Origin of the sequence: Sphingomonas sp. R-74633 (assembly GCF_013416555.1) — a bacterium.
In the GTDB taxonomy this organism is placed as follows: Bacteria; Pseudomonadota; Alphaproteobacteria; order Sphingomonadales; family Sphingomonadaceae; genus Sphingomonas.
This window is the reverse complement of the sequence record NZ_JACCFG010000006.1, coordinates 208198-229553: the sequence shown is the minus strand read 5'-3', so window position 1 is coordinate 229553 and position 21356 is coordinate 208198. Positions and strand designations below refer to the sequence as shown.

The window sequence follows — 21356 nt, the reverse complement described above, 5'->3', positions numbered from 1 at the left end:
TAACCCTGGGCCCCGGCTTTCGCCGGGGAACACCAGGAGGAAAGTCAGAACCCGATCACGTTCGCCCGCGTGTAGCGCTTAGCATCTTGGGCCGTCAGCAGCTTGCGATCCGGGCCCGCCGGGCCACGACCCGGCCCCACACTCCCGAACTCATACAGCCGCGCCTCAGTCGGCGTCAGCCGGCGCTGGTCGCCCTCCGACCCCTTATATCCCATCCAGGTCCAGCCCTCGTGGTGGATATGCGCGTCCATCCAGCAGCGGAGGAACGCCGCCTGGCCGAGCAGCGCCATGTTGCCGCCAGCCCGCCACGGCCGGCCCAGCCATGTCGAATTGTCCGGCACGCCCGCCTCGCGCTTGAGCTTGCAGCCGGCAAAGACCAGCCCGAATTCCTGCGCGGCGGGCGTACTCGGCGCCGCCACATAGCCCGAGCCCTGCGCGCCCGGGACATAGCGGGTGACGATCTCGCAGCCTTCGAACCAGGCCGCCGCGCCGCCGAAGATGAAGTCCACCCCGCCGACAATGCGCGTGTCGGTCACCAGGGTGCGGGTGTGGAGGTAGAAGCTGTCCTGATAGCCGAGCAGTACGCAGCGATCGATGACGGTGCGGTCCGCCTCGCGGCCCACCGCCAGGGCCACGGCCTGCGCGCCATTGCCGGCGCCGTCACGCCGCGCGCCGATATAGTCGAAGCTGTTGCGGATCGTGAGGCCGCGCAGCGTGACGTCGGGCGCAGCGATGGTCAGCGTGCCCGAACCGCCGGTGCCCCAGGTCCCGCCGCCGGGCTTGGGCGTGCCTGCCGCGGTGCCATATTCGATCACCGTGCCGGGCGAGCCCTGGATCGTCACGCCAGGCGCGCGCACGATGAGCTTCTCGGTGAACACGCCGGGCTTTAGCAGGATACGGAAGGGCCGCCCTGCCCGCTCCGCCTCAGTCAGCGCCGCGCCGAGCGTGCCGGTGCGCGGGTCGACCACCGCATCCCATTGCGCCTTCGCCCGCGCCGCGAGCGGCAGCGCCAGCGTGCCGGCGAGCAAGGTACGGCGGGCAATCATCCCCAGCGATAGTTGAAACTGATGCTGATCCGTTCTTCCTTGCCCGAACCGGGCGGGACTTCATGGCGCAGCCAGCTTTCCCAGAGCAGCACGGTGCCGGGCTCGGGGATGATCTCGACAAAGCTCTGCAGTTCCTCGGGCGCATCCTCGCGGCGCGGCGGCGCGGCCATCATCATCGCGAGGCGCGGATCCTCGAGCTTAAGCCCGCGCGCGCCCTTGGGCAGCGTGACATAGAGCGTGCCCGAGACGACGCTGTGCGGGTGGATGTGCCCGGCGTGCCCGCCCTTGCCGTCGAGGACATTGACCCAGAGGCTGTCGAGCTTGAGCTTCTTGCCGCCGAGATCGAAGGCGCAGGCCCTGGCGAACGTCGCGACATGCTTGTCGAGCAGGCGCTTGAGGTCGGCGAAGTTCGGGTCGCGGATCGGCAGGTCGTTGAGCGAGGCGTAGCTGGTGTAGCCGCGATAATTATGCTCGCGGCACCAGCGGCGGCCGGCGCTGTCGTCCTCGGCGAGCTGGAGGCAGGATTCCTCCAGCGCCTCCAGCAGATCGTCATCGCCGAGCGGCTCCTGGTGGAGCAACGTGGCGAAAAGGGTGCGCATCAGTAGGCGCGCGCGACGAGGATGCGCTCGACCGCGGGCGCGCCGGAAAAGATGCAGGTGCCGGTGGCCGGCGCTGCGTCGTTCGGCACGTTGCGGAAGGTCAGCTTGAGCGCCTTCAGCCGCTCGACCACCTTGTCGAGATCGGCGCCGCTCGGCTTCGACCATTCGACTTCGACCCAGCCGGGGAACTTGCCGGCCTTCTCGAAATAATCGGCCATGCCGGCGAAGTCGGTCACGTCGCGGACGATGTTCGCGTCCGTGCGCGCCTTGGCCTCGTCGAACAGCACCTTCTGCACGCCTTCGAGTGTTGCCACGATATCGCCGAGAAATGCATCACGCGGGATGATCGCCGAATTGAGCTTGCCGTCCTCGCGATAGAGCTCGGTGCGGACGGTGACCGAGACGTTGCCGCCGGCCATGTCGCGGCCGCCGACTTCGACGACGACCGGTGCGCCCTTCTTGATCCAGCCCCAGCGCTTGGTGACCGCCTTGACCGCCTTGAGGTCGAGCAGCGCGCGGACGGGCTCGCCGAACGCGGTGAGCTTGGCGAGTTCCTGCTGGAGCGACTTGCAATAGTCGATCAGCGCGGCGTCCTCGTCATTGTCGCGCAGCATCGGCACGATCGCGATCTGCCAGGGCGCGAGGCGGGGCGGCACGCGCAGGCCGTCATCATCGCCATGCGTCATGATCAGCCCGCCGATCATGCGGGTCGACATGCCCCAGCTCGTCGTCTGGGCGAGCTCCTGCTGGCCTTCCGAGTTCTGGAACTTGATGTCCTGCGCCTTGCTGAAGGTGGTGCCGAGGAAATGGCTGGTCGCCGCCTGCAGCGCCTTGCCGTCCTGCATCATCGCTTCGATCGAATAGGTCGAGACCGCGCCCGGGAAGCGCTCATTCTCGGGCTTCTCGCCGGCGATCACGGGCATTGCCGCGCAATTCTCGGCGAACTCGCGATAGACTTCGAGCATCTTCATCGTCTCTTCGCGCGCTTCCCCGACGCTGGCATGGGCAGTGTGCCCTTCCTGCCAGAGGAACTCGGCAGTGCGCAGGAACATGCGGGTGCGCATCTCCCAGCGGACGACATTCGCCCATTGGTTGATCAGCACCGGCAGGTCGCGCCACGACTGGACCCAGCGGCTGAACGCGGCACCGATCACCGTCTCCGAAGTCGGGCGGACGACGAGCGGCTCCTCGAGCTTCGCCTCGGGATCGGGGACGAGCTTGCCGTCCTTCTGGATCAACCGGTGATGCGTGACGACCGCCATCTCCTTCGCGAAGCCGTCGACATGCTCGGCTTCTTTCTCAAAGTAGGAGAGCGGGATGAACAGCGGGAAATAGCAATTCTCATGGCCGGTCGCCTTGATGCGATCGTCGAGCAGGCGCTGGATGCGCTCCCAGATGCCATAGCCCCACGGCCGGATGACCATGCACCCGCGCACACCGCTCTCCTCGGCCATGTCGGCTTCGGTGATGACGGTCTGGTACCATTGGGCGAAGTCGCCCTCGCGGGTGACATTGAGTGCATGCTTGATCATGACTGGGCGGATAGCGACAAAGCTTGCGCGGGCAAAGAGGAGTCGCACGGGATTATGGGGAGCAGGCGGTGAGCGGGCGGTGGCGCACTTTGGCGCTGATCCTGGTGGCGCTGGGCGTTGTCGCCTGGGCGATCGCGCAATGGCCGCGCACGGCGCCACAGAACGCGCTCACCGATCCGGCATCGGTGGAACGCGAGCTGCTCGCCGACGAGCCCGGCGGGGCCCTGAGCCGGACGATCAAGCGGACCTTCCCCGAGGATTTCGAGGCACTGAAGGCGGCGGTAGTCGAGCGCGCGCGGGCGGGCGGCGGGCCGGCCGAAGTGCAGGAGACCGCCGGGGCCTTTGTCAGCGCGGCGACGCAGCGCCGCCGCGCGAGCATCGTGCAGGCGCCGGTGCCGGCATTGCGCGCCTATCTCGCCGCCGAGATCGCGCTGGCCGAGCAGCTCTCAACCACCTCGCCCGAGCGCTGCGCCGCCTATTTCGCCGATCCCGCCAACGATGCCGGCTGGTACGCGCCGGACCTGCGCGCGCTCTACCTCAGGCAGAATATCGCGCTGTGGGAGGCTGCCGCCGCCGCGCGTGATCATCCGGCCGGGCGGACGATCGGGCCACCAGCGCCCAAGCCGGTTTCCTGCAGCGAGGGGCTCGACGCGCGCAAGGCAGTCGCGGCCTTGCCCGACGCGCAGTTCGGCCAGGCCTATCCGCCGATGCTCTGAGGGTTGCCGCCGGCGCCCCCGTGCCGCAAAGGCTCAGGCGTGCAGGGCGATCACATATTGAAGGGCATCTTGCTGCGGCTGTTCGCGGTGGCCTGCCTTGCGACCATGTCCGCGCTGATCAAGCTCGCCGAGACGCGCGGCGCCGGACTGGTCGAGACGATGTTCCATCGCCAGCTCTGGGCGGTGCCGCTGGTGACTGCCTTTGTGGCGGCCGGCCCCGGCGGGCTGGGCTCGATCCGCACCCGGCGCTTCGGCGCGCATGTCGTGCGCAGCACCGTGGGGCTGACCGGCATGATCTTCACCTTCGGCGCGGTGCTGCTGCTGCCGCTGGCCGAGGCGACCACTTTCCAGTTCACCGTGCCGATCTTCGCGACGATCCTGGGCGCGCTGCTCCTGAAGGAGCCGACCGGCTGGCATCGCTGGGGCGCGGTGATCATCGGCTTTGTCGGCGTGCTGATCGTCGCGCAGCCGGGGAGCACGCATATCCCCGCGTTCGGCGCGATGGTCGGGCTGCTCGCGGCGCTGTTCGTCGCGATCGTCGCGATCCTGCTCCGGCAGATCGGCAAGACCGAAGCAACGGGGACGACCGTCTTCTGGTTCTCGGTGCTGTCGGTGCCGGTGCTGGCGATCCCCTACGCCTTCTCGTTCAAGATGCACGACCCCGTCACCTGGGCGATGCTGGTCGGGATCGGCCTGATCGGCGGCGTCGGCCAGCTCGCGCTTACCGGATCGGTGCGCCATGCGCCGGTCAGCGCCGTGGTGCCGATGGACTATTCGAGCCTGATCTGGGGCACGCTCTATGGCTGGGCGATCTTCGGCATGTGGCCGAGCGCCTGGACCTGGCTGGGCGCGCCGGTGATCATCGCGAGCGGGCTGTACATCGTCTGGCGCGAGCGCAAGCGCGGCGTGGGGCCGGCGGTGACCAGCGCGGAGATGGAGCCGGTCTAGGCCCTCCCATCTTCGTCACCCCGGACTTGTTCCGGGATCCACCGGGAGGCTAGCAAAGGGCAAGAGGCTCGAAGGTCGATCGGTGCGGAACAGTGGACCCCGGCACGAGGCCGGGGTGACGGCTTAGGTTTCAGGCGCGCCGGTAGACCAGCATCAGGTTATTCGCCGGCATCTCGACCAGCCGTTCCAGCGCGAGGCCATGCGGCGCCGCAACCTCGCTCACCGCCTCGACGAAGCGCAGCCCGAAGCGCGCGTCCTTCTCCTTCAGCCACAGCTCGAACGCCTCGTTCGACGGCGCGGTCTCCACGCCTTCGCGGCGATAGGGTCCGTAGAGGATCAGCGGGGCGCCGGAAGCCAGCGCCGTCCCTGCCCCGGCCATCAGTCCAAGCGTCGCTTCCCACGGGCTGATATGGACCATGTTGACGCAGAGGATCGCGTCCGCCGCCGGGAAGTCGCCCACCGCCGCGTCGATCTCGAGCGGCGGAAGGACGTTCGGCAGTTCGCCCGTCCATTCCGCGATCGAGGCCAGCGCGTCGGGATCGGGATCGCTTGGCTGCCAGGTGACGCCAGGAAAGCATTCCGCGAAAAAGGCGCAATGCTCACCGGTGCCGCTGGCGATCTCGAGCACGCGGCCCGACACCGGCAGCACCTCGGCAAGCACCGCGGCGATCGGCTCGCGGTTGCGCTCGGTGGCGGGGGCGTGGCGCTTCACGCGGCGCGTGCTTCCTCGAGCAGCCGGCGGGCGCGCAGGAACATCTCGACGCGCTGCATCGTCAGCATGCCCAATGCAAACGCGATCAGCACGTCGGTCATCGCCATCACGTCGAAATGGATGCCGGGCAGGCCGAGCGCCTCGGCATTGCGCGCGCCGGTGCGGATCAGCACCAGCACGATGATGAACGCCATCGCCGCCACTGAGCCCTTTTGCGAGATCTCGTGCGTCTCCGGATCGACCTTGATGTGCATCATCCGGCCGCGCTGCCAGCCGAGCGCGGCGCCGGCGAGAAGCGCCGCGAACGCCACCGCCAGCGTCGTCGGCGACGGGGGCAGGTTCCAGAAAGTGACGCCCGCGATCACGATATAGAGCGCGGGCACCACCCACAGCCACTCGATCTTCAGCGGCCGCTCGCGGGTGAGCCGGCGGAACCGCAGCGCGAGCACGACCAGTATGATCGCGATCGGGATCAGGTTGAACAGCGGATTGGGATGGACGGGCTGACCCTGCATCGAAAACTTTCCCCCGAAACTTGCCAGTGCTATATATAAGCAATACACTCCATATGCCAGCCGAGATGGCGGGAAAAGGCAAGAGGATTGCGCATGCCGCGACGCCGGTCCATCAGAGCGCCCGGAGGGTAAATGGACATCGATCAGGATAGTGCAGGCGTGAAGTTCATGCCGCCGGCGGCCTTTGTCGGCACGCTGGTGGTCGGGCTGGCGCTGGGCCGGTTCATGGGCAGCCCCGACCTGCCGCTCAGCAACTCGACCGAACGCGGCATCGGCTGGCTCGCAGTGATCCTCGGCATCGGCATCGTCTTCTCGGCAATCGGTCTGTTCCGTAGCGCCGGCACCGACACCCGGCCCTGGAAGCGATCGACGGCATTCGTCACCGACGGCGTCTATCGCTGGTCCCGCAATCCGATGTATTTCGGCATGGCGCTGACCTATGCGGGCGTAGCGGTATGGCTCGACAGCCTGGTGGCGCTGCTGCTGCTGATCCCGCTGGTATTCGTGATCCAGCGCGAAGTGATCGAGCGCGAGGAAGCCTATCTCGCCGCCAAGTTCGGCGCCCCCTATCTGGCCTATAAGTCGAGCGTGCGCCGCTGGATCTGACCGCGCGGGACCGCGTCTGAACGAAAGCCGTTCCCGACACGTTGGGGTGGCATGATCGACGCCCTCACTCTGCCCGAGCCCCTGCTCCGCCGCATCGGCGCGGCGGCAAGCGAGATGATGGGCAGCGCGCCCGGCATGGACTTCGACTTCGCTGCGCCGGTGGGCGAAGCTGCGCTGATCGGGTCGGGCTCGGTTTCGTGGCGGGTGTTCAAGAACCCCGTCACCTTGTTCATCGGCGGTGTGGCAGCGGTGATCCTCGAACTGGCCGAGCCCGGCGTGCGCGACGGCGTTTGGGAGCATTCAAGCTTCCGTACCGACGCGCTCACCCGCCTTCGCCGCACCGGTCTGGCCGCGATGATGAGCGTCTATGGCCCGAGGAGCCGCGCCGAGGCGATGATCGCCGGCGTCGTGCGCGCGCATGGCCGGGTGACCGGCATCACCAGCGAAGGCACGCCCTATCACGCGAACGATCCGGTGCTGCTCGACTGGGTCCAGGCCACCGCGTCCTTCGGCTTTGTCCGCGCCTATCACAGCTATGTGGAGCGGCTGAGCTACCGCGAGCGCGACAGCGCGCTGGCCGAGGGTGCGACGGTGGCGCGGCTCTATGGCGCGGTCGGCGCCCCGGGCAGCGAGGCGAAGATGGCAGCCCTGTTCGCCTGGATGGATCCGCGGCTGGTCCCCTCGCCGATCATCCTCGAATTTCTCGAGATCATGGCAAAGGTCCCGGCGCTGCCGCGCGCCGCGCGCCCGTTCCAGCGCATGCTGCTGCGTGCCGCGGTGTCGCTGCTGCCCGATGTACTGATCGACCGGCTTGGACTTGAGGACTGGCGGCTGCGCGGGTTCGAAAGGCGGCTTGTACGCCTGATCGCGCGCACCGCCGACCGCGTGCCGCTGCTCGGTTCGCCACCCGCGAAAGCGAGCGAGCGGCTCGGGCTGCCGGCCGACTGGTTGTGGCGGAAAGGCTAAAACTCCCCTCCCTGGAAGGGAGGGGTCGGGGGTGGGTCGGGTTCAACAAGCTTTGCAGCCCGCGGATGGCAACCCACCCCTGGCCCCTCCCTTGTCAGGGAGGGTAACGGAATAGCTTTACTCCGCCGCTTCCGCCTGCACCGGTGGCTTCCACGCCAGCACCGGCTTGCGCGCCGCGAGCGTCTCGTCGAGGCGGCGGCGCGGGGCGAAGTGCGGGGCAGTCTTGATCGTCGGATCCCCGTTCTTGGCGCGGGCCGCAACCGAGCGGAACGCGCCGATGAACTGGTCAAGCGTCGCCTTGCTCTCGGTCTCGGTCGGCTCCACCAGCATCGCGCCGTGGACGACGAGCGGGAAATAGACCGTCATCGGGTGATAGCCCTCGTCGATCAGTCCCTTGGCGATGTCGATCGTCGACAGGCCCTCGGGCAGGCCGCGGTCGCTGAAGATCGCCTCGTGCATGCACGGACCGTATTTGGCGAAGGGCGCTTCCAGCACGTCTTCCATGCTGCGCAGGATATAATTGGCGTTGAGCACCGAATCCTCGGCGACCTGGCGCAGGCCATCGGCGCCATGGCTGAGGATATAGGTCAGCGCGCGCGTGAACATTCCCATCTGGCCGTTAAAGGCAGTCATGCGGCCGAAGGTACCGGCATGGTGCTCGCCCGCAGTCTCTTCCTCGACGAGGTGGAAGCGGTCGCCATCCTTCTCGACGAAGGGCAGCGGCGCATAGGGTGCCAGCGCCGCCGACAGCACGACCGGGCCCGAGCCCGGGCCGCCGCCGCCATGCGGAGTCGAGAAGGTCTTGTGCAAGTTGATGTGCATCGCATCGACGCCGAGATCGCCCGGACGGACCCGGCCGACGATCGCGTTGAAGTTGGCGCCGTCGCAATAGACATAGCCGCCCGCCGCGTGGACCGCGTCCGAGATCGCCTTCATCTCGCGCTCGAACAGGCCGCAGGTATTGGGGTTGGTGATCATCACGCCGGCGATGTCCGGCCCGAGCCGCGCCTTGAGCGCTTCGAGATCGACACGGCCGTCTTCGGTGGCGGGGATGTCCTCGACCGAGAAGCCGGCGAAGGCGGCGGTGGCGGGGTTGGTGCCGTGCGCGCTGGTCGGGACAAGCAGGATCTTGCGGTCCTGCTGGCCCTGCGCATCGAGCGCCGAGCGGATCGCGAGGATGCCGCAAAGCTCGCCATGCGCGCCGGCCTTGGGGCTCATCGCCACTGCCTGCATGCCGGTGAGCGTGATCAGCCAGTGGGCGAGTTGGTCGATCACTTCGAGCGCGCCCTGCACCGTGTCGACGGGCGCGAGCGGGTGGATGTCGGCGAAGCCCGGCAGGCGGGCCATGCGCTCGTTGAGGCGCGGATTGTGCTTCATCGTGCACGAGCCGAGCGGGAACAGCCCCAGGTCGATCGCGTAGTTCTGGCGGCTGAGACGGGTATAGTGGCGCACCGTCTCGGGCTCGGACAGGCCGGGCAGGCCGATCTCGGCGTCACGGGTGAGGCCGCCGAGGCGCGACTTGCCTGCGGGCACTGGGCCGAAATCGACGCCGGTGGTCTGGCTCGAACCGATCTCGAAGATCAGCGCTTCCTCGAGCATCAAGGCACGGTTGCCGGTAAAGGTGGCGGTGTTCGCTTCGCCGGCTTGCGGGGTGGTGGGGCGCCAGCCGGACTGGTTGATCGTGCTCATGCCAGCACCTCCTGGAGCGCGGAGGCAAGCGTCTCGACGTCCTCCGACGTGGTAGTTTCGGTGACCGCAACGACAAGGCCGGTGCCAAGTTCGGCGGCCGAAGGATAAAGACGTCCAAGCGAGACGCCGGCCAGGATGCCCTGCTCGGCCAAGGTGCGAACCACCGGGCGCGCCTCCTTTGCCAACTTCAGCGTAAACTCATTGAAGAAGGTCGGGGTGACCAACTCGACGCCCGGCACCTGGGCCAGGCGGTCGGCAGCGGCCGAGGCACCGGCATGGTTGATCGCGGCGAGCTGGCGCAGGCCCTTCTCGCCGAGCAAAGTCATGTGCACCGACATCGCCAGGGCGCACAGCACCGAGCTGGTGCAGATGTTCGAGGTCGCCTTCTCGCGGCGGATATGCTGCTCGCGGGTGGAGAGCGTCAGCACATAGCCGCGCTTGCCCTCGGCATCCTGGGTCTCGCCGCACAGGCGCCCCGGCATCTGGCGGACCAGCTTCTCCGAGCAGGCGAACAGGCCGACATAGGGCCCGCCGAACTGCAGGCCGACGCCGAGCGACTGGCCCTCGCCCACCACGATGTCCGCGCCCATCTCGCCAGGCGACTTGATCGCACCGAGAGCGACGGGCTCGGTGACCACCGCGACGAGCAGCGCCTTCTTCGCATGCGCCGCTTCGGCGAGCTTGGAGAGGTCGGCGATGCGGCCGAGGATGTCGGGATACTGGACCACGACACACGAGGTATCGTCGTCGATCTGGGCGATCAGGTCATCGGTGTCCGGGTTCGGCGACAGCGTCGGGACCGCAGTGACGAGCTGGTCGCCGGTGAACTTGGCCATGGTCTGCGCGACCGAGACATAATGCGGGTGGACGCCGCCCGAGAGGATCGCCTTGCCACGCTTGGTCACGCGGCGCGCCATGGTGATCGCTTCCCAGCACGCGGTCGAGCCGTCGTACATCGAGGCGTTCGCCACGTCGCAGCCGAGCAGGCGCGCGACCTGCGACTGGAACTCGAACATCATCTGCAGCGTGCCCTGCGCGATTTCCGGCTGGTAGGGCGTGTAGGCGGTGAGGAACTCGCCGCGCTGGATGAGGTGGTCGACCGAGGCCGGCACATGGTGGCGATAGGCGCCCGCGCCGAGGAAGAAGGGCGCGGCCCCCGCGGCGAGGTTCTTCGCCGCCAGCTTCGTCATGTGGCGTTCGACCGCGAGCTCGCTGGCGTGCATCGGCAGGCCGGCGATCGGACCGTCGAGCACGGCCGAGGCGGGAACGTCGGCGAAGAGATCGTCGATCGACTTGGCGCCGATGACGCCGAGCATCGCCTCGCGATCAGGCTGGGTAAGGGGCAGGTAGCGCATCAGGGCCTTCTCATTTGGATTTGGTTGGCGACCAGGGCTGGATATCGGTAGGTTCGATGCCGGCGGAGCGATCGGTGCCGCCCGCGCCGGTGCAGGTGTCTTTGGCGACGGTGCCGGAGATCACGACGTAACCATTCTGGAAGGGCGCGGCCTTCCGGTCGAATGCCTGGCCGCCCCCGATGCCGATCGAACCCTTGGGGTCGAACGTGCCGACGTGCGACGGAGCGGGATAGAGGCTGCAGTCATAGCCGCGGCATATCCCGAGATAGCCCGCCACACGCACCGGCTTGCCCTTCAGCGCCTCACACTGCGCCATATATTTGTCGAACGGCAGTAGCTGCGGCGCACCGCAGCTACTGAGCAGGACCGTTGCGGCGGCAAGAGCGGCCGCCCGGATCACAGCTTCGAGACGTAGTCCTGGTACGCGCTGTCGTTCATCAGGCTCTCGAGCTCGCTGGCATCGCTGAGCGTGAGCTTGAAGAACCAGCCTTCGCCCTCGGGGTCTTCGTTGACCAAAGCGGGGTTGTCGGCGAGCGCTTCATTGCCCTCGATCACCGTGCCCGAGACCGGCGCATAGACGTCCGAAGCGGCCTTGACCGACTCCACGACGGCGGCGTCGTCGCCCTTGGCGACTTCCTTGCCCTCATCCGGGGTCTCGACGAACACGATGTCGCCGAGCTGGCTCTGGGCGTATTCGGTGATGCCGACCGTCGCGGTATCGCCGTCGACGTCGATCCACTCATGGTCTTCGGTGAAATAGCGGCTCATCAGGCTCCCTTTCTGACGTAGTTGTGGGCGACGAAGGGCATCTTCACGACCTCCGCCGAATGGATCTTGCCGCGCTGGGCAAGGGTGATCTTGGTGCCGGGTTCGGCCGAAGCCACGGGCACATAGGCCATGGCGATCGGCTGCTGCAGCGTCGGCGCGAAGCCGCCCGAGGTGACCTTGCCGACTTCATTGCCGTCGGCATCGAGGACAAGGCCGCCCTCGCGGACCGGCTGGCGGCCCTCGACGATCAGGCCGACGCGCTTGAGGATCGGGCCCTGCTCGCGCTCGAGCATGATGCGCGCGTGACCCGGGAAACCGCCTTCCTCGCGGCGACGCTTCTTGAGCGCAAAACCCAAGGCGGCGGAAACCGGGGTGGTCTCGGTATCGAGGTCGTGGCCGTAGAGCGGCAGGTCCGCCTCAAGACGAAGCGAATCGCGGGCGCCCAGGCCGATCGGCTTGACCTCGTCCTGCGCGACGAGCGCGTCGGCAAGCGCCTCTGCGGCTTCGGCCGGGACCGAGATCTCGAAGCCGTCCTCGCCGGTATAGCCCGAGCGGCTGATCCACAGGGCATGGCCCTGCCAGACGAAGGCAGCGCCCTGCATGAAGACCAGATCGCTCACGCCGGGGATCACGCGCTCGATCGCGGTCACCGCCTTGGGGCCCTGCAGCGCGAGCAGGGCATGGTCCTCCATGTGGTTCATGCCGATCTCGTCGGGCAGGAACTCGCGGAAATGGGCGATGTCGTCCCATTTGCAGGCGCCGTTGACGACCATATAGACTTCGCCGTCCTTGATGCGGGTGAGCATCAGGTCGTCGAGGATGCCGCCATTCTCGGCCATCAGCAGCGAATAGACCGGGTGCGAGAATTTCGCGGCCTGGATGTCGGCTGGCATCAGCGCCTCGAGCGCGGCTTCGACGCCTTCGCCGGAGAAAGTCAGCTGGCCCATGTGCGACACGTCGAACAGCCCGGCATGCTCGCGCACCCAGAGGTGCTCGGCCATAATGCCTTCATATTGGACGGGCATTTCATAGCCGGCAAAGGGCACCATGCGGCCACCCTTTGCGCGATGCCACTGGTCGAGCGGAAGCAGATGCAGCTCGGGCTCGCCCTCTCCGCCTTCGGGATCGCCGCTCATCGGCTGGTCCTGGACTTGCTGGCTCATAGCGGCACTCCGGATTCGAGAGGGATTCGACGAATCGGCGCGGAATCCTCGCGCACCGCTCCATCGCCCCCTCTGTCACGGAACCTGAGAGCTTTCGCCAGACGTGCTGGCTTACCCCTTCGGTGGGACGTGGCTGCGCCGCGTCCGCTTTCCAGAGTGTCGTGTACGCGCGGTCCCTGGTGCCTGAGAGATTCCGGGGCGGTTGCTCCTTCGGCGGCAGGTTACCCTGCACTCTCCCGCGCGTGCCTATCGACGAGCGCAGCCTTGGCCGCGCCCCCGATTCGAGTCAATCGCATAGAGCGCAATCAGCGCGTGACGTTGTACTTCAGCTGGTCCTCGGTCAGCTGGAAGCCAACCAGCGCCTCGAACGTGGCCGAGAGCACCGCGCCGCGCACCGAAGGATCGGCGAGCGGGTCCATCGCCGCGGCCTGCTCGCCGGCCTTGCGCTTCTCGGTCAGGCGCTTGCGGACATCGTCGGGAAGCGTCGCCGCGCTGCGATCGACATAGGAAGTGGCAGTGCCGGTGGTCTGCGCACGCAGCTGGCCCGGCTCGAAATGAACGGTGACGCGGTTGATGCGCTTGGCGACGACCGAGCTGCCGCCGCGGACGACCGTGACGAAATAGGGGAAGCTCACGTCACGCGCGCCATCGGCGCTCTGGCGGCGGGCCAGCACGTCGAAATTGATCGTGGTGACGACCTGGGGGCCGGCATCGTCGCAGGTCGAAGTGACATTGGTCATCACTGCGTTCACGTCGATCGCGCTCGCCTCGCGGCTGTTCGCCGGGTTGAAGATCGTCATGTCGCCGGTGCCGGCCGGGATTCCGACATGCGGACACGCCGAGCGGATCGCAGTGATGCCGGCTCCGCCACCCGAGGAATCGATCTCACCGGTTTTGCTGCAGGCGCTGAGCGCGAGCGGGATCGAAGCGATAACGGCGAGCTTGCGGACCAAGATGGAAACCCTTTCAAACACACGGGACCTATGGGGTCCAAAGCGGCGCGCAGCATAGGAACCGCGTTGAGCCCGCGCAAGCAATCGCGTAGAGCCGCGGCAGAACTATGGCCGACCTCGCAAAACCCTATCTCGAACTGCTCATCGCAGCGCCCCGCGGCTTTTGTGCGGGAGTCGATCGCGCCATCCGCATCGTCGAGCTGGCGATCGAGAAATATGGCGCGCCGGTCTATGTGCGCCATGAGATCGTCCATAACAAATTCGTGGTCGACACGCTCAAGGCAAAGGGCGCGATCTTCGTCGAGGAGCTCGACCAGGTCCCCGACGACGTGCCGGTGGTGTTCTCCGCCCACGGCGTGCCCAAGGCGGTACCGGCCAAGGCCGAAGAGCGCGGGCTCGACTATCTCGACGCCACCTGCCCGCTGGTCTCCAAGGTGCACCGCCAGGCCGAACGGCTGGTCGGCGCCGGGCGGCACATCCTGTTCATCGGCCATGCCGGCCATCCCGAGGTGATCGGCACGTTCGGCCAGGTGCCCGAGGGCGCGATGTCGCTCGTCGAGACGCCGGCCGATGCCGAGGCCGTGCAGGTTGCCGATCCGGAGAACCTTGCCTTCCTCACCCAGACGACACTTTCGGTGGACGATACCGCGGCGACGCTGGCTGTGCTCAAGCGCCGCTTTCCGAGCATCCTCGCGCCCGGCCCCAACGACATTTGCTACGCGACCACCAACCGCCAGGGCGCAGTGAAGGCGATTGCATCCTCGGTCGACCTGATGCTGGTGATCGGCAGCAGGAACTCGTCCAACTCGCTCCGCCTCGTCGAGGTCGCCGAGCGCCAGGGCACCACCGCCTATCTGATCCCGCGTGCTGAGGATATCGACTGGGCGTGGTTCGACGGCGTCGGCACCGTCGGCGTGAGCGCAGGCGCCTCGGCCCCCGAGTTGCTGGTGCGCGAACTGGTCGCCAAGCTTTCGGAGCGCTTCGAAGTGAGCGAACGCGAAGTCGAGTCGGTGCCCGAGAACGTCGTCTTCAAGCTGCCGCGCGGGCTGGAAGCGGCGTGATGGCGCGCCCAAGCACAACTGCGGTTGTGCTGGGCGCCCGGGCGGGGGATGGATCGCCGCGTTCGCTGGGTTAAGGGGGATTTGTGGCGGTCTACACGCAGGTATCGGCGGAAGCGCTGTCGGACTTTCTCGCGAAGTTCGACGTCGGCGAGCTCGTCTCGGCCAAGGGCATCGCCGAGGGCGTGGAGAATTCCAACTACCTCGTCGACACGACCAAGAGCCGCTTCATCCTGACGCTGTATGAAAAGCGGGTCGCCAGCGGGGACTTGCCCTATTTCATGGCGCTGCTGGAGCATCTGGCGGATCGCGGCCTGCCGGTGCCGCCCGCGGTGCCTGACCGCAACGGCACGCTTATCCACGAGCTCGAAGGTCGGCCTGCCTGCCTGATCCAGTTCCTCTCCGGCGTATCGGTGTCGCACCCAACGCCGGCTCAGGCGGGTGCTGCCGGCGCGGCCATGGGTAAGATGCACGCGGCCGTAAGCGACTTTCCGCTCGACCGGCCCAACACGATGGGCGTCGATACCTGGTACCCACTGTTCGAGCGCTGCGGGAAGAGCCTGAACGATATCGCCCCGGGCCTCTATGACGATATCGGGTTCACGATCGAAGACACGCTTTCGGCCTGGACCGACGACCAGCTCGACCGCTGTGCGATCCATGCAGACATGTTTCCCGACAATGTCCTGATGCTCGGGGACCGCGTCACCGGGCTTATCGACTTCTATTTCGCCTGCACCGATCTGCGCGTCTATGATCTGGCGGTGGCGCATACTGCCTGGGCGTTCGACGCGACGGGCCGCAGGTTCGACCAAGCGGTCGGCGATGCGCTGATCGCGGGCTATGAGAAGCATTTCCCGCTGAGCGGCCACGAGCGCACGCAGTTCGAAGTCTGCACCGTCGGATCGTGCATCCGCTTCACGCTCTCGCGCGCCTGGGACTGGCTCAATACCCCCGCCGACGCGCTGGTCACGCGCAAGGATCCACTCGCATTCTGGCGACGCGTGAAAATCTATGACAACGACCTCGGACGGCGCCTAAAGACGCTCGCATGAGCGAACTGCAACATGTCGAAATCGCCACCGACGGCGCGTGCAAGGGCAATCCCGGCAAGGGCGGCTGGGGCGTAGTGCTGCGGATGGGCAGCACCGAAAAGGAACTCTCCGGCGGCGAGGCGCACACCACCAACAACCGCATGGAAATGATGGCCGCGATCCAGGGCCTGAAGGCGCTCACGCGGCCCTGTCGCGTCACGCTCCACACTGACAGCCGCTACGTGATGGACGGGCTGACCAAGTGGATCCACGGCTGGATGAAGAATGGCTGGAAGACCGCCGACAAGAAGCCGGTGAAGAATGCCGATCTCTGGCAGGAGCTGCTCGCCGCCGCCAAGCCGCACCGGGTCGAATGGGTGTGGGTGAAGGGTCACGCCGGCCATCCCGACAATGAGCGCGCCGACAAGTTGGCCAGCGACGCCGCAATCGGCATGTGACCGGCGCCGCCGATTGGCCTATCGAACCCGCCGCGCTACCGATTTTCTAGGAAGACGACGTGACCGATCCGGTTTCCGATGACCGCCTGACCGAGGCCCGTGCCGCGCTCGCCCAAGCGATGGCCCTGCACGAACAAGGGAATCTCGAAGGCGCCGAAGCCGGATATCGTGCCGTGCTGGCCCAGGGCTATCGCCCGGCCGACGTGCTGCCGTTGCTCGCTGGCCTGCTCGGGCGGCTCACGCGCCCCGAAGATGCCCTTACCGCCTGGGACCAGCTTCTCGCGATCGAGCCCGATCATGCCGTGGCGCTGCACGAAAAAGGGCTGACGCTGCACTGGCTCGGCCGCACCGCCGAAGCGATCACCGCCCTCGAACACGCCAGCGCCGTCGATCCCGGCAATGCGATCGCCATCGGCAACCTGGCCGTGGTGCTGGCCGACGCGGGGCGAAATCTGGAGGCGCTCCAGCATTTCCGCCGCGCGCTCGCGCTGCAACCCGACAATCTGCACCTGCGCCATCAGGTCCGCCGGCTCGGCTCGGGATCGGTGCCCTTCTGGCACATCCCGATGATGAACGACGCGCCGCGCAACGATGCGTTCGAGTCTGCCATCAAGGCCGCGATCGCCGCCACCGGTCCCGATGCGCGCGTGCTCGACATCGGTGCGGGCAGCGGCCTGTTGTCGCTAATGGCCGCGCGCGCCGGGGCACGAAACGTCGTCGCCTGCGAGATGGACCCGATGATCGCCGAGATGGCGCAGCAGATCGTCGCGCAGAATGGCTATGCCGATCGCATCACGGTGTACGCCAAGCCTTCGACCGAGCTCGCCATAGGCGCGGAACTCGACGCGCCCGCCGACGTCCTGGTCTCCGAAATCCTCTCAAGCGACCTGCTGACCGAGAAGGTGCTCGATACGTTCGAGGACGCGCATCGCCGGCTGCTCGCGCCCGATGCCATCGTGATCCCGCGCGCGGCAAGCGCGATGGGGTGCCTGGTGGCGAGCGAAAACCTGGCCGACTATGCCTTTGTCGGCGCGGTTTCGGGGTTCGATCTCTCCGCCTTCACGGCTTTCGCGCCGCAACGCCTGCCGATCCACGGCACGATGACCGCCTGGGAGCGGCTGTCAGGCGATCTGGAACTGGTCCGCCTCGACCTTACGCAGAAGAAGCATGATGCCGTGCTCGCCCGGCTCAGCATCCCCGTCACTGCGAGCGGGCGCGCCATCGGCATTGTCCAGTGGATGCACATCGATCTCTCGGAAGGCGTGTCGTTCGACAATCACCCCGATCGCTACACCGACGGCGGCTGGCTCCAGGTGCTGCACAGCTTTCCCGAGCCGATCGACGTGGTGGCGGGCGAGACGCTCGACATCGCAGTCGGCCATGACCGGATCACGCTGATCCTGTTGCCGCTCGCCTAGTCGCGTCGGAGCCAGCCAAGGGCACTCTCGGCCCGGTCGAAGATGCGCAGGTAGGGCTGGGTCATCTCGCGGCGGATCTGCATCCGGGCAATCGCGCTTTCGGTGACGATGGCGATTCGGCTTGCCTGCGGGAAGCCGGCGAAGTGGCGGCGGAAGGCGCGGACCGCTTCCTGCGCCTGTACGCCGCTGCGGCGCATGTCCATGCGCAGGAGATAGCCGGGCACGAAACCCTCGGCATCGAACTGGTCACGCAAGCGGCGGGCATAGTCGCCTACCCGATCAGGCTCGAACATCGCGAGCCACTCGATATCGAGCAGATTCAGCTCTTTACGGAAGGATACACGATACATCCGGCCGCTTTCGCAGCCAGAGGTTAACGGACTCTCGCCGTCAGTCCTCGGCCTTGACGAAGAACTTGTCGATCACGTCACGCGCCAGCCGCGCCGGGCGGAGCGTCTCGGCGTCGAGGCAGCACCAGCTCGACTTGACCTCGGCCAGCACTTCGCCGCCGCGGCGGATCACGGTCTCGTAGAAAGCGCGCGCCCCCTGGACCTTTTCGAGCAGCACGGTGGCAACCACATCGTCCTCAAGGAACGCCGGCTTGCGGTAGATGATCTCGTGCTTGAGCGCGACCCAGAGATGCTCGGCCACTGCCTCGACCGGCGCGAGCGCCTGCCAATGGGCGATCACCGCCTCCTGTACCCACTTCAGATACGAGGCGTTGTTCACATGCCCCATGAAGTCGATATCGTCCTTAGCGACGTCGATCGGAAACTCATAGGGGAGCGCGGTGCTGGACATAAGCCAGCATCATAGGGCGAATCGGGTTTCGAAGCGACTAAAATCCCCGGAAAACCGTGGGTTTCGAAGGAATCGCGGTTGCCGTAGCGTCAACTATGTCCCGGCGCTCCCGCGCAAATTGGCCTTACCACTTGACTTGGACACATCGGGCCAACATCGTTCGGGCATAGCCGCGATGACAGCGGTAGCATGACGGGGATGACCGAATGAAACTGAAGCTTGCCGCCGCGCTGGCTGGAATCGCGCTTGCCATCTCGGGAAGCGGCCTCGCCCACCCGGTGGCGCCGGCCGACGCTGCCGCCCCTGCCCTGCCCAGCCGCGCCCAGGTGATGGCATCGATGGAGCGCGTTGCCGACTGGCAGCTCAGCCATCTCGACGACCTCAGCTACATGCCCGCCGCGCGCCCGAGCACCAAGCGCGCCCGCGACTGGCAGCAGGCGACCTTCTGGGTGGCGCTGACCAATGTCGCCGACCGCTCGAAGAGCCCGCGCTTCACCGACGCGATCTTCGCCAAGGGCCGCGAGGAAGGCTGGAAGCTGGGCGACAGGCTTTATCATGCCGATGATCACATCATCGGCGCCGCCTGGATCTGGGCAGCGCGCAAGGGCGCCGGGGCCGAGGCACTCGCCCCGATGCGCGCGAATTTCGATAAGATCCTCGCCGCTCCCAAGACCAACGACCTGCTGTTCACCGCGCCCGACCCCGGCGCGGGCGACCCGACCTGCACCACCCGCTGGTGCTGGTGCGACGCGCTGTTCATGGCGCCGCCGACGCTCTGGGCATTGAGCAAGGACACGAAGGATGGCCGCTACGCCAACTTCGCCGACCGGGAATATCGCGCGACCACCGACTATCTGTTCGACAAGTCCGAGCATCTCTATTTCCGCGACAGCCGCTTCTTTGATCAGCGCGGGCAGCACGGCGAAAAGCTGTTCTGGAGCCGCGGCAACGGCTGGGTTTTCTCCGGCCTCGCCAGGATGATCCCAGAGATACCCGCCAGCGATCCGCGGCGCGCCTATTATGTCGGGCTGTTCAAGGAGATGGCGGCGAAGCTGGTGACGCTCCAGCGCGGCAATGGCTACTGGCCGCCCTCGCTGCTCGCCGATCCCAACCGCTCGACCGATGAATCGAGCGGCACCGGTTTTTACGTCCATGGCATGGCCTGGGGCATCAAGGCTGGTCTTCTCGATCGCAAGACCTATCTTCCCGCAGTTACAAGGGGTTGGGCCGCGCTCGAGCGTGCCGTTCAGCCAAATGGCATGTTGGGCTGGGTACAGCAGGTGAGCGACCGGCCCGATGTGGTGAAGGCCGAGGACGCGCAATTCTATGGTACCGGGGCCTATCTGCTCGCCGGCGCCGCAATGTACGATCTGACGAGGTAAGGAAGACTATGAAGCACGCCCTCTGGCTCCTCGCCGCGCCGCTCCTGATCGCCGCTGGGCAGGACAGCGCCCCGCCCGCCCCGCTCGCGACGCTCAACGTCCGTCAGGCCGATGGCAGCTACAAGCTGGTCGACCGCTTCGACGTGCCCGCCGATCACAAGATCCATGACGGAGAAGTCGCGATGGAGGGCCCGGGCTGGGAGAGCGACAAGGTCGCCTATCGCCTGTACCTCGACGAGCGCAACGTGCCCGATATCTACGGCAAGAAGCTGCCCGGAAACGTGTTGCCGACGATCGGCATGGGCAAGGACGATTACCACTCAATGGCCGACTGGGGGCAGGACATCTTCCAGGTCGACCAGTCGCTCGGCATGGGCGGGATCGGCGTGCTGCGCGGCGGCGTGGCGACGCAGCTCGGCAAGGCGAAGATCAGCGCGCGCGTGTTCAACACCGATCGTGCCGCGACCGTGCTGGTGACCAATAACGGCTTCCCCGGCGAGGGCGGACCGGCCGATCTCTCGACCACCTATCGGATCTTCGCGGGCTCGCGGCTGACCCAGGTCGAGGCGCGCGTCAGCGGCAATGTCCCGGCGATGGTCGCCGGGCTGGTGCTGCATGAAGGCGTGACGAAGATCGAGAGCCCGAAGCGCGGTAAGTGGCGCTATTTCGCAACCTGGGGCCAGCAGAGCCTCGCGCATGACGATCTGGGTATCGCGCTATTCTATCCGGCGGACGAGGCTGTCGCGACGGGGAATGACGGCAAGTCGCTCTATGTCCAGTTCTGCGATCCGCGGAATGTCCGCTACGCCTTTGGTGCAGCCTGGGTGCAGGAGCCAGGCGCGCCGAAGACCGAGCGTGAGTTCCGTAAATGGCTGGACGACACCGCGGCGGAGCTGGCGAGCAAGCCTTTCGTGGTGAGCTCGGCGCAGAAGACCTGCCCGGCGAAATGATCGGGTGAGCTTCCTCCCCGGGGTTCGGCCCCGGGGAGCCAGAAATAAGATTCCAGCCGCCCGATGGCTGCTATGCACCGGCAATGCTTAGCCTGTTCGCGCTTTCCGCTCTCGCCCTTACGCTCCCGCAGGAGGCCAGCGACCCGTCGCAGGTCCGCGAAATCGATGCGATCGACTGTCGCCTCTCGGTGCCCGAATATACCGGGTTCGCGCTGGCGGTGGATGGGCCGGAAGGCATTGCCCGGGCGCGGCATTGGAAAGAAGTCGCGTCGGCGAACCCCTTCATGCGCGAATATATGCTGCCGGCCGATATCGTGGTCGCGGGCGCCTATCGCACCCGGCGGATCGCCTTCACCGCCGATGCGATCCTGGCGATCCTCGATGTAGCGGATCCCGAGACGATCGCGCGCGGCGAGAACATCAAGAATGCGATGGATCCGGCGCCTTTGCTCGAGAGCCTTGGCCCTGAAGGCGCGAGGCGCGCCGAGGCGGAGATCAAATTCCGCAAGTTCCTGGGCGAGCGCGTCGTCAAGGACGAGACCGAGAAGGCCGGTGACGGCGAGGCCTTCGGCACGCACATGACCGTGACGCGCAGCATCTCCAATGTCACCACGCATCCGGGCAAGACCTTGTACGGCTGCTCCTATCGGATGGAGATGCTCGACAAGGATGGAAAGCCACTCTGAG

24 protein-coding genes and 1 riboswitch are annotated in these 21356 nt (G+C 66.7%); of the genes, 11 read left to right on the top strand and 13 right to left on the bottom strand.

Translation table 11 applies throughout. The annotated features are described in order from the left end of the window. Positions 1–44: 44 nt before the first annotated feature. From HZY97_RS19775 to HZY97_RS19765, 3 genes are read right to left on the bottom strand one after another with little or no spacing between them, the layout of a single operon-like run. Positions 45–1046 carry a pectinesterase family protein gene (locus HZY97_RS19775; RefSeq protein ID WP_180147809.1) on the bottom strand — a complete coding sequence of 334 codons (1002 nt, stop codon included), beginning with the start codon at positions 1044–1046 and terminating at the stop codon, positions 45–47. Further along, entirely contained in the window at positions 1043–1645 is a 603-nt protein-coding gene (locus HZY97_RS19770; protein WP_180147808.1) for a TIGR02466 family protein, read from the bottom strand. Before HZY97_RS19770 ends, HZY97_RS19775 begins: the two co-directional genes overlap by 4 nt. Further along, positions 1645–3177, bottom strand: coding sequence for an aminoacyl--tRNA ligase-related protein (locus HZY97_RS19765; RefSeq protein ID WP_180147807.1), 1533 nt, complete (start codon positions 3175–3177; stop codon positions 1645–1647). The genes HZY97_RS19770 and HZY97_RS19765 overlap by 1 nt, the downstream gene beginning before the upstream one ends. Positions 3178–3245: 68 nt before the next feature. On the opposite strand from HZY97_RS19765, the gene HZY97_RS19760 reads away from it, so the two are divergent. Continuing rightward, the gene (locus HZY97_RS19760; RefSeq protein WP_180147806.1) at positions 3246–3893 is read left to right on the top strand and encodes a hypothetical protein; all 648 of its coding nucleotides are present in this window, start codon (positions 3246–3248) and stop codon (positions 3891–3893) included. A 39-nt stretch (positions 3894–3932) separates the two neighbouring features. Beyond that, positions 3933–4841 (top strand): DMT family transporter, encoded by a 909-nt coding sequence (locus HZY97_RS19755; protein WP_180147805.1) that lies wholly within the window; start codon positions 3933–3935, stop codon positions 4839–4841. A gap of 130 nt (positions 4842–4971) precedes the next feature. On the opposite strand, the gene HZY97_RS19750 is transcribed toward HZY97_RS19755, so the two are convergent. Next, entirely contained in the window at positions 4972–5553 is a 582-nt protein-coding gene (locus HZY97_RS19750) for a DUF938 domain-containing protein (protein ID WP_180147804.1), read from the bottom strand. Then, positions 5550–6068, bottom strand: a complete 519-nt coding sequence (locus tag HZY97_RS19745) for a CcdC protein domain-containing protein (RefSeq protein WP_180147803.1) — start codon at positions 6066–6068, stop codon at positions 5550–5552. The genes HZY97_RS19750 and HZY97_RS19745 overlap by 4 nt, the downstream gene beginning before the upstream one ends. A gap of 132 nt (positions 6069–6200) precedes the next feature. Here HZY97_RS19745 and HZY97_RS19740 point away from each other — a divergent pair, with 132 nt between their 5' ends. Together HZY97_RS19740 and HZY97_RS19735 are read left to right on the top strand one after the other, a co-directional pair. Then, the gene (locus tag HZY97_RS19740; RefSeq protein WP_218943170.1) at positions 6201–6674 is read left to right on the top strand and encodes an isoprenylcysteine carboxylmethyltransferase family protein; all 474 of its coding nucleotides are present in this window, start codon (positions 6201–6203) and stop codon (positions 6672–6674) included. A gap of 51 nt (positions 6675–6725) precedes the next feature. Beyond that, positions 6726–7640, top strand: a complete 915-nt coding sequence (locus HZY97_RS19735; RefSeq protein WP_180147802.1) for an oxygenase MpaB family protein — start codon at positions 6726–6728, stop codon at positions 7638–7640. Positions 7641–7757: 117 nt separating this feature from the next. On the opposite strand, the gene gcvPB is transcribed toward HZY97_RS19735, so the two are convergent. From gcvPB to HZY97_RS19705, 6 genes are all read right to left on the bottom strand, one after another. After that, entirely contained in the window at positions 7758–9329 is a 1572-nt protein-coding gene (gene gcvPB, locus HZY97_RS19730; RefSeq protein ID WP_180147801.1) for an aminomethyl-transferring glycine dehydrogenase subunit GcvPB, read from the bottom strand. Beyond that, a complete protein-coding gene (gcvPA, locus tag HZY97_RS19725) occupies positions 9326–10684 on the bottom strand; it encodes an aminomethyl-transferring glycine dehydrogenase subunit GcvPA (protein ID WP_180147800.1) in 1359 nt (452 codons plus the stop codon). The genes gcvPB and gcvPA overlap by 4 nt, the downstream gene beginning before the upstream one ends. A gap of 10 nt (positions 10685–10694) precedes the next feature. Next, positions 10695–11084, bottom strand: a complete 390-nt coding sequence (locus HZY97_RS19720) for a hypothetical protein (protein WP_180147799.1) — start codon at positions 11082–11084, stop codon at positions 10695–10697. Further along, positions 11081–11452 carry a glycine cleavage system protein GcvH gene (gcvH, locus tag HZY97_RS19715; RefSeq protein WP_180147798.1) on the bottom strand — a complete coding sequence of 124 codons (372 nt, stop codon included), beginning with the start codon at positions 11450–11452 and terminating at the stop codon, positions 11081–11083. The genes HZY97_RS19720 and gcvH overlap by 4 nt, the downstream gene beginning before the upstream one ends. Continuing rightward, positions 11452–12588: a glycine cleavage system aminomethyltransferase GcvT gene (gcvT, locus tag HZY97_RS19710; RefSeq protein WP_257215196.1), complete on the bottom strand. Its 1137-nt coding sequence runs from the start codon at positions 12586–12588 to the stop codon at positions 11452–11454. The genes gcvH and gcvT overlap by 1 nt, the downstream gene beginning before the upstream one ends. Positions 12589–12775: 187 nt before the next feature. Then, a riboswitch (glycine riboswitch) is annotated at positions 12776–12864 on the bottom strand. Between the two features lie 56 nt (positions 12865–12920). Further along, entirely contained in the window at positions 12921–13571 is a 651-nt protein-coding gene (locus tag HZY97_RS19705; protein ID WP_373684458.1) for a hypothetical protein, read from the bottom strand. Positions 13572–13675: 104 nt separating this feature from the next. Here HZY97_RS19705 and ispH point away from each other — a divergent pair, with 104 nt between their 5' ends. The 4 genes from ispH (at position 13676) to HZY97_RS19685 (ending at position 17536) form a co-directional block, all read left to right on the top strand. Further along, complete coding sequence (gene ispH, locus HZY97_RS19700) at positions 13676–14629, top strand: 4-hydroxy-3-methylbut-2-enyl diphosphate reductase (protein WP_180147795.1); 954 nt, start codon at positions 13676–13678, stop codon at positions 14627–14629. An 83-nt stretch (positions 14630–14712) separates the two neighbouring features. Further along, positions 14713–15681, top strand: a complete 969-nt coding sequence (thrB, locus tag HZY97_RS19695) for a homoserine kinase (RefSeq protein ID WP_180147794.1) — start codon at positions 14713–14715, stop codon at positions 15679–15681. Beyond that, positions 15678–16118 (top strand): ribonuclease HI, encoded by a 441-nt coding sequence (gene rnhA, locus HZY97_RS19690; protein ID WP_180147793.1) that lies wholly within the window; start codon positions 15678–15680, stop codon positions 16116–16118. The genes thrB and rnhA overlap by 4 nt, the downstream gene beginning before the upstream one ends. 59 nt (positions 16119–16177) lie before the next feature. Next, on the top strand, positions 16178–17536 hold the full coding sequence (locus tag HZY97_RS19685) for a 50S ribosomal protein L11 methyltransferase (protein WP_373684448.1): 1359 nt from the start codon (positions 16178–16180) through the stop codon (positions 17534–17536). Here HZY97_RS19685 and HZY97_RS19680 read toward each other — a convergent pair. Both HZY97_RS19680 and HZY97_RS19675 read right to left on the bottom strand, forming a co-directional pair. Next, complete coding sequence (locus tag HZY97_RS19680; protein ID WP_180147792.1) at positions 17533–17886, bottom strand: STAS/SEC14 domain-containing protein; 354 nt, start codon at positions 17884–17886, stop codon at positions 17533–17535. The genes HZY97_RS19685 and HZY97_RS19680 overlap by 4 nt on opposite strands. A gap of 40 nt (positions 17887–17926) precedes the next feature. Beyond that, positions 17927–18337: a thioesterase family protein gene (locus HZY97_RS19675; protein WP_180147791.1), complete on the bottom strand. Its 411-nt coding sequence runs from the start codon at positions 18335–18337 to the stop codon at positions 17927–17929. A 206-nt stretch (positions 18338–18543) separates the two neighbouring features. Here HZY97_RS19675 and HZY97_RS19670 point away from each other — a divergent pair, with 206 nt between their 5' ends. The 3 genes from HZY97_RS19670 to HZY97_RS19660 all read left to right on the top strand — a co-directional run bounded on the left by HZY97_RS19670 (position 18544) and on the right by HZY97_RS19660 (position 21355). Then, positions 18544–19719 (top strand): glycoside hydrolase family 105 protein, encoded by a 1176-nt coding sequence (locus HZY97_RS19670; protein ID WP_180147790.1) that lies wholly within the window; start codon positions 18544–18546, stop codon positions 19717–19719. 8 nt (positions 19720–19727) lie between these two features. Beyond that, a complete protein-coding gene (locus HZY97_RS19665) occupies positions 19728–20669 on the top strand; it encodes a DUF4861 family protein (RefSeq protein WP_180147789.1) in 942 nt (313 codons plus the stop codon). 83 nt (positions 20670–20752) lie between these two features. Beyond that, a complete protein-coding gene (locus HZY97_RS19660) occupies positions 20753–21355 on the top strand; it encodes a hypothetical protein (RefSeq protein WP_180147788.1) in 603 nt (200 codons plus the stop codon). The last annotated feature ends 1 nt before the right edge of the window (position 21356 follow it).

Bases quoted from the DNA above. Each gene is read 5' to 3' on its own strand.
- HZY97_RS19745 (WP_180147803.1), bottom strand. From the start codon at position 6,068: ATGCAGGGTCAGCCCGTCCATCCCAATCCGCTGTTCAACCTGATCCCG.
- HZY97_RS19765 (WP_180147807.1), bottom strand. From the start codon at position 3,177: ATGATCAAGCATGCACTCAATGTCACCCGCGAGGGCGACTTCGCCCAA.
- ispH (WP_180147795.1), top strand. From the start codon at position 13,676: ATGGCCGACCTCGCAAAACCCTATCTCGAACTGCTCATCGCAGCGCCC.
- HZY97_RS19670 (WP_180147790.1), top strand. From the start codon at position 18,544: ATGAAACTGAAGCTTGCCGCCGCGCTGGCTGGAATCGCGCTTGCCATC.
- HZY97_RS19675 (WP_180147791.1), bottom strand. From the start codon at position 18,337: ATGTCCAGCACCGCGCTCCCCTATGAGTTTCCGATCGACGTCGCTAAG.
- HZY97_RS19770 (WP_180147808.1), bottom strand. From the start codon at position 1,645: ATGCGCACCCTTTTCGCCACGTTGCTCCACCAGGAGCCGCTCGGCGAT.
- HZY97_RS19680 (WP_180147792.1), bottom strand. From the start codon at position 17,886: ATGTATCGTGTATCCTTCCGTAAAGAGCTGAATCTGCTCGATATCGAG.
- gcvPB (WP_180147801.1), bottom strand. From the start codon at position 9,329: ATGAGCACGATCAACCAGTCCGGCTGGCGCCCCACCACCCCGCAAGCC.
- gcvPA (WP_180147800.1), bottom strand. From the start codon at position 10,684: ATGCGCTACCTGCCCCTTACCCAGCCTGATCGCGAGGCGATGCTCGGC.
- HZY97_RS19665 (WP_180147789.1), top strand. From the start codon at position 19,728: ATGAAGCACGCCCTCTGGCTCCTCGCCGCGCCGCTCCTGATCGCCGCT.
- gcvH (WP_180147798.1), bottom strand. From the start codon at position 11,452: ATGAGCCGCTATTTCACCGAAGACCATGAGTGGATCGACGTCGACGGC.
- rnhA (WP_180147793.1), top strand. From the start codon at position 15,678: ATGAGCGAACTGCAACATGTCGAAATCGCCACCGACGGCGCGTGCAAG.
- HZY97_RS19740 (WP_218943170.1), top strand. From the start codon at position 6,201: ATGGACATCGATCAGGATAGTGCAGGCGTGAAGTTCATGCCGCCGGCG.
- HZY97_RS19735 (WP_180147802.1), top strand. From the start codon at position 6,726: ATGATCGACGCCCTCACTCTGCCCGAGCCCCTGCTCCGCCGCATCGGC.
- gcvT (WP_257215196.1), bottom strand. From the start codon at position 12,588: ATGAGCGGCGATCCCGAAGGCGGAGAGGGCGAGCCCGAGCTGCATCTG.
- HZY97_RS19775 (WP_180147809.1), bottom strand. From the start codon at position 1,046: ATGATTGCCCGCCGTACCTTGCTCGCCGGCACGCTGGCGCTGCCGCTC.
- HZY97_RS19660 (WP_180147788.1), top strand. From the start codon at position 20,753: ATGCTTAGCCTGTTCGCGCTTTCCGCTCTCGCCCTTACGCTCCCGCAG.